8 protein-coding genes and 1 tRNA gene are annotated in these 7,008 nt (G+C 72.8%); 5 read left to right on the forward strand and 4 right to left on the reverse strand.

Annotated elements, in window-relative coordinates:
- Positions 1 to 115 precede the first annotated feature (115 nt).
- A complete protein-coding gene (locus ACR9ZK_RS09945; RefSeq protein ID WP_481341738.1) occupies positions 116 to 1,201 on the reverse strand; it encodes an LLM class F420-dependent oxidoreductase in 1,086 nt (361 codons plus the stop codon).
- Between the two features lie 55 nt (positions 1,202 to 1,256).
- Between ACR9ZK_RS09945 and ACR9ZK_RS09950 the strand changes: the two genes are divergently transcribed.
- On the forward strand, positions 1,257 to 2,192 hold the full coding sequence (locus tag ACR9ZK_RS09950) for an aldo/keto reductase (protein ID WP_481341739.1): 936 nt from the start codon (positions 1,257 to 1,259) through the stop codon (positions 2,190 to 2,192).
- Positions 2,193 to 2,229: 37 nt separating this feature from the next.
- On the opposite strand, the gene ACR9ZK_RS09955 is transcribed toward ACR9ZK_RS09950, so the two are convergent.
- Positions 2,230 to 2,745 carry a hypothetical protein gene (locus ACR9ZK_RS09955; protein WP_481341740.1) on the reverse strand — a complete coding sequence of 172 codons (516 nt, stop codon included), beginning with the start codon at positions 2,743 to 2,745 and terminating at the stop codon, positions 2,230 to 2,232.
- Positions 2,746 to 2,902: 157 nt separating this feature from the next.
- Entirely contained in the window at positions 2,903 to 3,697 is a 795-nt protein-coding gene (locus ACR9ZK_RS09960; protein ID WP_481341741.1) for an SCO4651 family lipoprotein, read from the reverse strand.
- A 142-nt stretch (positions 3,698 to 3,839) separates the two neighbouring features.
- On the opposite strand from ACR9ZK_RS09960, the gene ACR9ZK_RS09965 reads away from it, so the two are divergent.
- On the forward strand, positions 3,840 to 4,025 hold the full coding sequence (locus tag ACR9ZK_RS09965) for a DUF5703 family protein (protein WP_481341742.1): 186 nt from the start codon (positions 3,840 to 3,842) through the stop codon (positions 4,023 to 4,025).
- Positions 4,026 to 4,079: 54 nt separating this feature from the next.
- On the opposite strand, the gene ACR9ZK_RS09970 is transcribed toward ACR9ZK_RS09965, so the two are convergent.
- Positions 4,080 to 5,417 (reverse strand): M20/M25/M40 family metallo-hydrolase, encoded by a 1,338-nt coding sequence (locus ACR9ZK_RS09970; RefSeq protein ID WP_481341743.1) that lies wholly within the window; start codon positions 5,415 to 5,417, stop codon positions 4,080 to 4,082.
- Between the two features lie 141 nt (positions 5,418 to 5,558).
- On the opposite strand from ACR9ZK_RS09970, the gene ACR9ZK_RS09975 reads away from it, so the two are divergent.
- The 3 genes from ACR9ZK_RS09975 to ACR9ZK_RS09985 all read left to right on the forward strand — a co-directional run.
- Positions 5,559 to 5,642: transfer RNA gene (locus ACR9ZK_RS09975), tRNA-Leu, on the forward strand.
- A gap of 199 nt (positions 5,643 to 5,841) precedes the next feature.
- A complete protein-coding gene (locus ACR9ZK_RS09980) occupies positions 5,842 to 6,414 on the forward strand; it encodes a MarR family winged helix-turn-helix transcriptional regulator (protein ID WP_481341744.1) in 573 nt (190 codons plus the stop codon).
- A gap of 4 nt (positions 6,415 to 6,418) precedes the next feature.
- On the forward strand, positions 6,419 to 7,008 hold a 590-nt coding region (locus ACR9ZK_RS09985), incomplete at its 3' end, for an ABC transporter ATP-binding protein (RefSeq protein WP_481341745.1).

The following is a 7,008-nucleotide window of genomic DNA, read 5'->3' on the forward strand; positions in this document are numbered from 1 at the left end:
TTCTGCGTGGGGGTCGGGACCGGCGCCCCGGCGCGCCCCGGCACGGGGCGGCCACTCGGCACCAGCCTGCACCCTAGCGGGCGGTCCTGCGGGGCCGCCGCGTCAGCCAGCCGCGTCAGCCCGCCGCGTCGGCTCGGCCGGACGCGTCGAGGCCGGCGATGCCCGCCATCACCTCGACGGTGTCGAGCGCCTGGTCGCGCGTCATGCCGCCGCTCGTGGCGACGGCGAGCGTCGTGACGCCGGCGTCCGCGTAGCGCTGCATCCGCCGGGCCACGCGTGCCGGCGAGCCGAGCAGGGCCGTCTCGTCGATGAACTCGAGCGGGACGGCCTCCGCGGCCTCGCGGTGCCGGCCGTCGAGGTAGAGGTCCTGGATGCGGGCGGCGGCGTCCTCGAAGCCCATCCGGCAGGCGAGCTGGTTGTAGAAGTTCTGCTCCCGCGAGCCCATGCCACCGATGTAGAGGGCGCAGTACGGACGCACGTGGGCCGCGGCCGCCTCGACGTCGTCGAGGAGCACGACGGGGGTCGTCGCGACGACGTCGAAGCCGGCCAGGGGGTCCTCGGGCGTGCCCCGACCGGCGGCGCGCCGGGCGGTGCGGATCACCTCGAGGTGGTCGCCGGCGTGGTCGGGGCTGAAGAAGATGCCGAGCCAGCCGTCGGCGATCTCTCCCGAGAGGGCGAGGTTGCGCGGGCCGACAGCTGCCAGGTAGACGGGAACATGCGGGCGCAGGGGGCGCGTCCCGAGCCTGAGGGCCTTGCCGGGGCCGCCCGGCAGGGGCAGCGGGTAGTGCCGGCCCGCGTGCTCGACGACGTCGCGCCGCAGGGCGGCACGGACCACCTCGACGTACTCGCGCGTACGCGCCAGCGGCTGGGCGAAGGGCACGCCGTGCCAGCCCTCGCTCACCTGGGGGCCCGAGACGCCGAGCCCGAGCCGGAACCGGCCGCCCGACATGGTGTCGAGGGTGGCGGCGGTCATGGCCGTCATCGCCGGGGTGCGGCCCGGGATCTGCATGACGGCCGAGCCGAGGCCGATGCGCTCGGTCAGCGCCCCGATCCACGACAGCATCGAGACGCTGTCGCTGCCGTAGGCCTCCGCGACCCAGGCGCTGTCGTAGCCGAGGCGGTCGGCGGCGCGGGCCACGGCGACCATGTCCTCGCCGGTCGTGCCGCGTCCCCAGTACCCGAGGTTCACGCCGAGTCTCATGCAGGCGAGGCTATCTGTCACGACGCCGTCGGCCGACCGGCTAACGTGTCCCACCATGCGCAGGCGTCTCGGGTCGTCCGGTCTCTCCGTCACGCCCCTGGCGCTCGGGACCATGCTCTGGGGCAACGCCGTCGACCGCCACGACGCCGCCGAGCACCTGCGGGCGTTCGTCGACGCGGGCGGCAACCTCGTCGACACCGCCTACGGCTACGGCGGCGGCGACGCCGAGACCATCCTCGGCGGGCTCATCGGCGACGTCGTCCCTCGCGAGGACCTCGTCGTGTGCACCAAGGCCGGCATCTCCCGCGCGTCGGGCGAGCGACGCGTCGACGTGTCGCGTCGTGGCCTCATGGCCCAGCTCGAGGCGTCGCTGCGTCGCCTCGGCACCGACCACGTCGACCTCTGGCTCGTGCACACGTGGTCCGACGACGTGCCGCTGTCCGAGACCCTGTCGGCGCTCGAGTGGGCCGCGGTGTCGGGCCGGGCCCGCTACGTCGGCGTGTCGAACTACTCCGGCTGGCAGTCCGCACGCGCGTTCAGCCTGCTCGAGTCGGCGCGGGTGCCCTTGGTGGCCAACGAGGTCCAGCTCTCACTGGTCCATCGCGACGCCGAGACGGAGGTCGTCCCCGCCGCCGTGGGGCTCGGCTTCGGCCTCCTGCCGTGGTCACCGCTCGGACGCGGCGTACTGACCGGCAAGTACCGCAACGGCATCCCCTCGGGCTCCCGGGCGGCCTCGAGCGACTTCCCCGGCTTCGCCCAGCGCTTCCTCGACGAGCACAGCGCGGGGGTCGTCGAGGCCGTGGCCATGGCCGCGCGTGGCCTGGGCACGTCGGCCGCCGAGGTCGCGCTGGCCTGGGTGCGGGACCGCCCGGCCGTGGCCGCGCCGGTGGTCGGCGCGCGCACGACCAGCCAGCTGCGAACGGCCCTGGCCAGCCTGGACCTCGAGCTGCCGGCCGAGATCGTCGGCGCCCTGGACGACGTCTCCGGCTGACCGAGCCACCCGGTTCGACGCCGGGTCGACCCGCGACTCAGCTCCCGGAGGACCCGGGACGCGCGCCGTGCGAGGCGTCGCGCCGGGGCAGGTCCGCCTCCTCGTCCTCGTAGTCGTCGTCCTCGTCGTCGTCCACGTCGTCGAGGTCGTCGTCCACGTCGTCGAGGTCGTCGTCCACGTCGTCGAGGTCGTCGTCCTCGTCGTCCTCTTCGTCGTCCTCGTCGTCCTCGTCGTCCTCGTCGTCCTCGTCGTCCTCGTCGTCGAGATCGTCGTCCTCGTCGTACTCGTCGGGGTCGAGGCCCGCGTAGACCCGGCCGTCAGAACCGTCGTCGTCCTCGTGCCCGTCGAAGTCGTCGCCGTAGATGGCGAGCGGCGTCGCGACCTCGGTGGCCTCGTAGAGCGCCTCGTCGTAGTCGTCGAACGCCTCGGCGAGGTCCTGCGCGGCGGCGACCACCATCGGGTGGTCGGGGTCGCGGCTGGCCGACGCGGCCTCGTAGTGGCGCTCGAAGGCGGCGACGAGCTTCTCGAGCGCGGAACGCGGGTCGACGGTCATGCCACGACCGTAGTCGACGCGTCGCGTGCAGAGAACCGCAATGCCGCTCGCGTCGTGGACCCGGGTCCGGACGCGGGACGACCCCGGCGCGTCGGGTCGCGGCGGGGTCGTCGGCGTCGGCGGGCCGGGCGGGGGGCTCAGCCGTGGACGGGGTCGGTCACATCGGCGCCTTCACGGTGTCCTTGGCGGCAGGCGCAGTGATGTCGACGGGCTCGCCGTACTTGCTCATCCGCATGTCGGCCTTGACACCGGAGATGTCGAACGTGACGCGGCGCAGGTGGTCCTGGTCGTCGAGCCACACCGTGTAGAGGATGGTCTTGGGCAGCTGGCCCTTGGCGTCCGCGCCGAGCTGACCCTCGATCGCCGACGTGTCGAGCGTCAGCTGGTACTTGTCCATCGACTGACCGTCGAGGGAGTCCTCTCCGACGAACTTCACGTCCGTGAGGGCCTTGTCGAACTGGTCGTACATCTTCGTCGGGTCGGCCTGGGCCAGGGAGGATGTCAGCTGCCGGCCCATCGCCGACGAGCTGTCGAGGACCGCCCACTTGCCGGGCTTCTGTCCGGGGACGCCCTTCATGTAGATCTTCTTGTCCACGAGGATCATGTCGAGCTGCATCTGGCCGGCCATGTCCATCGACACCTTCATGGCCGGGTTGCCCGGGTCGACCTTGGTGTCGCCGGTCATCTCCATCTTCTGGCCGGCGGTGCCCATCGTCATCGTCACGTGCGCCGTGGTGGCCGTCGCGGCGCCCTTCTTCAGCGCGTCGACGAACGCCGCCTTGTCCTTGTACGGGCCGCCCGCGTCGGCAGGCGCGCTGGTGCTCGTGGCGGCGGCCGAGGCCGGCGCGGTGCTGGCGGCCGGCGGGGCGTCGGCCTTGCCACAGGCCGTGAAAGCGAGGACCGCGGGCACGACGACGAGCGCGGCCGCGACCCGGCGCAGGTTCCATTTCATGTGATTGACCTCCTGGGCCATCGGCGCCGGGCCAGGCCACGGCGGTTCCCCTGTGTGCGTCGGCTCCCCTCCGACGAGTACCGGTCGAGGCTATCGCGATGCGTCGACGCCTCAGGTATCGGTGGTGTCACAATGGGCGGCGATGACGGAGTACGAGTACCGGGTCCTCACCTTCGACCGCCGCACGTCCAAGACCGACGCGCGGCAGCAGCTGCGCGAGCACGCCGAGTACGGCCGCTGGGAGCTGTTCCGCACCGTGGTCTACGAGGGCGGCGTCCGGCGGATGTGGCTGCGGCGGCGCATCATGCGCGTCCAGCGCACCGCCTGACCGTTCGGCCCCTCGCCCGGTGAGCGGGGTGGGTCCGGCCCGTCCGGCAGCGGGTCAGCAGGTGCGCAGGAAGTCGCCGAGGACGCGCGCCCCGAACCGCAGCGACTCGACGGGCACCCGCTCGTCGATGCCGTGGAACATCGGGGCGAAGTCGAGGTCGGCGGGCAGGCGCAGCGGCGCGAACCCGTACCCGGTGATGCCCAGGCGGCCGAGCGCCTTGTTGTCGGTGCCGCCGGAGAGGCAGTAGGGCAGCACGCTCGCCTCGGGGTCTTCGCGCAGCAGGGACTGCTTCATCGCCTCGACGAGGTGCCCGTCGAACGGCGCCTCGAGCGCGACGTCACGGTGCACGACCTCGACGTCGACGTGCTCGCCGGCGAGGCGGCGCACCGTCTCCATGAGGTCGTCCTCGTGGCCGGGCAGGAACCGGCAGTCGAGCGCGGCCGTCGCGGTCTGCGGGACGACGTTGTGCTTGTAGCCCGACTCGAGCATGGTGACGTTGGCGGTGTCGCGCAGCGTCCCGCGCACGAAGCCCTGGGCGCCGCCCATGGCGCCCAGCAGCTCCTCGAGGTCGTCGTCGGCATACCCGATGCCGGTGAGCGCGCTCAGCCCCTCGAGCAGGTCGCGCACCGAGGCGATGTACTCGCGCGGCCACTCGTGCGCGGCGATCCGGCCGATGGCCCCTGCGAGGTGCACGATCGCGTTGTCGGCGTTGGGAACCGAGCCGTGCCCGGCCCGTCCGTGCGCGCGCAGGCGCAGCCAGGCGATGCCCTTCTCCGCCGTCTGGAGCAGGTAGGCCCGACGCTCGCCCTGCGGCGTGGGGACCGTGACGCTGTACCCGCCGACCTCGCTGACCGCCTCGCTGACGCCCTCGAACCACTCCGGGTGGTGGTCGACCAGCCAGTGGCTGCCGTACGTGCCGCCGGCCTCCTCGTCGGCGAAGAAGACCACCGTCGTGGTGCGGGCGGGCTTGGTCCCCGTGCGTGCCAGCTGCCGGACGTTCGCGAGGATCATCGCGTCCATGTCCTTCATGTCGACCGCGCCCCGGCCCCAGATGCAGCCCTCGCGCTCCTCCGCCGCGAACGGGTCGACCTGCCAGTCGGCGGCGTCGGCCGGCACGACGTCGAGGTGGCCGTGAACGGCCAGACCCGGACGCGTCGGGTCCTCGCCCTCGAGGCGCAGGACCACCGTCGCGCGTCCCGGCTCGCTCTCGAGCAGCTCCGCGTCGAGGCCGACCTCGGCGAGCTGGCCCAGCACGTACTCGGCCGCCTTGCGCTCCCCCGGCCCGCTGCCGTCGCCGTAGTTCGTCGAGTCGATGCGGATGAGATCGGCGCAGATGCGGGCCACCTCGTCCTCGGCGGCGATCGTGGCGGTGCGGTCGACGGGCTCGCTCATGCGGCCAGCCTAGGTGGTCGGCGGCGACCCCGACCGGACGGATGCCGGTGACGGCTGGGGTCGTTTGGTCTTTTGGTCGGGGCCCCTGTAACGTTCTCCTCGCCGCAAGGGGCTCCCTCGAGCCCCCTTGCTCATCACCTTGTCGGGGTGGCGGAATGGCAGACGCGCTAGCTTGAGGTGCTAGTGCCCTTAACGGGCGTGGGGGTTCAAGTCCCCCCCTCGACACCCACGGAACCCCCGGGCCCCAGCGCCCGGGGGTTCTCGCGTTCCCAGCCCCCCGGTCCCCGTCCCTGTCCCGGGCCCTGACGACATGACCCCATCACCCCATGACTCCATGACTCGATGACTCCATAACTCGATGACCGTCGACGGGGCCCGTCGACACCTCTGACACCGAGATGACCATCGAGATAATCTCGATCTCGTGACCGGCCGAGACCGCCCTGCCCGCACCGCCGCGGCCCTGGCCGACGACGTCCACGACGTCATGGGCCTGTTCCGTCGCCGGTCGCGCCGCCTGGTCGGCACTCCCCTGCCCGATCTCGGGCTCTCGGGCGCCCAGCTCGAGCTGGTCCGCGTCGTTCGGCGCAACCCCGGCATCGGCGTCGCGGAGGCGGCCTCGGCACTGGGGCTGGCTCCGAACACCGTGTCGACGCTCGTGGGCCAGCTGACCGGGCTCGACGTCATCGTGCGCGTGCGCGACGCCGCCGACCGACGCATCGCGCGCCTCGAGCTGACACTGTCAGCCGCTGCGGCGCTCGAGCACTGGCGCGACCGTCGGACCCAGGCCACCGTCGTCGCCCTCGACGCGCTCGACGCCGAGGAACGCGCCGCCGTCGCCCGGGCGCTGCCGCTCCTGGCGCGCGTCGCCGCATCGCTCCCCGAGCCGGGCACCCCGAACCCGCCGACCCCGCCCGGTTCCTCGGTCCCGTCGACGACGACCGCTGCGAACGCCACCACACCGGCGGGCGCCACCGTCGAGCAACCAGGACGGTGACCGCGTGACGGCGGCGCCCGCCCTCGACATCCGTGACCTCGGCTACAGCTTCGGCCGGCACCGGGCCGTCGATCACCTCAGCCTCACGGTGGAGCCCGGTGAGTGCTTCGGCCTGCTCGGACCCAACGGCGCCGGCAAGACGACGACGATCCGCCTGCTCAACACCCTGCTGCCCCTGCAGGAGGGGCAGGTCGAGGTGTTCGGCCACTCGGTGCGCGCCCGGGCGATGCAGGTGCGGCGCCTCATCGGCTACGTGCCGCAGCAGCTGTCGATCGAGGGGGCCCTGAGCGGCCGCGAGAACGTCGAGTGGTTCGCCCGGCTCTTCGACGTGCCCCGCCGCGAGCGGGCCACCCGCGTCGACGAGGTCCTCGCCATGGTCGACCTGCTGCCCGACCAGCACCGGCTGGCCTCGACCTACTCCGGTGGCATGGTCCGGCGCCTCGAGCTGGCCCAGGCGCTCGTCAACCAGCCGGCGCTCCTCGTCCTCGACGAGCCGACGGTCGGCCTCGACCCCGTCGCGCGCGACAGCGTCTGGCAGCGGGTCTCCCAGATGCAGGACGACCACGGCATGACCGTCGTCCTCACCACGCACTA

The organism is Monashia sp. HAY1-5C, assembly GCF_056755255.1.

Excerpts from the sequence above, each read along its gene's own strand:
- ACR9ZK_RS09945 (WP_481341738.1), bottom strand. The coding sequence starts at position 1,201 with ATGAGACTCGGCGTGAACCTCGGGTACTGGGGACGCGGCACGACCGGC.
- ACR9ZK_RS09965 (WP_481341742.1), top strand. The coding sequence starts at position 3,840 with ATGACGGAGTACGAGTACCGGGTCCTCACCTTCGACCGCCGCACGTCC.
- ACR9ZK_RS09955 (WP_481341740.1), bottom strand. The coding sequence starts at position 2,745 with ATGACCGTCGACCCGCGTTCCGCGCTCGAGAAGCTCGTCGCCGCCTTC.
- ACR9ZK_RS09970 (WP_481341743.1), bottom strand. The coding sequence starts at position 5,417 with ATGAGCGAGCCCGTCGACCGCACCGCCACGATCGCCGCCGAGGACGAG.
- ACR9ZK_RS09960 (WP_481341741.1), bottom strand. The coding sequence starts at position 3,697 with ATGAAATGGAACCTGCGCCGGGTCGCGGCCGCGCTCGTCGTCGTGCCC.
- ACR9ZK_RS09950 (WP_481341739.1), top strand. The coding sequence starts at position 1,257 with ATGCGCAGGCGTCTCGGGTCGTCCGGTCTCTCCGTCACGCCCCTGGCG.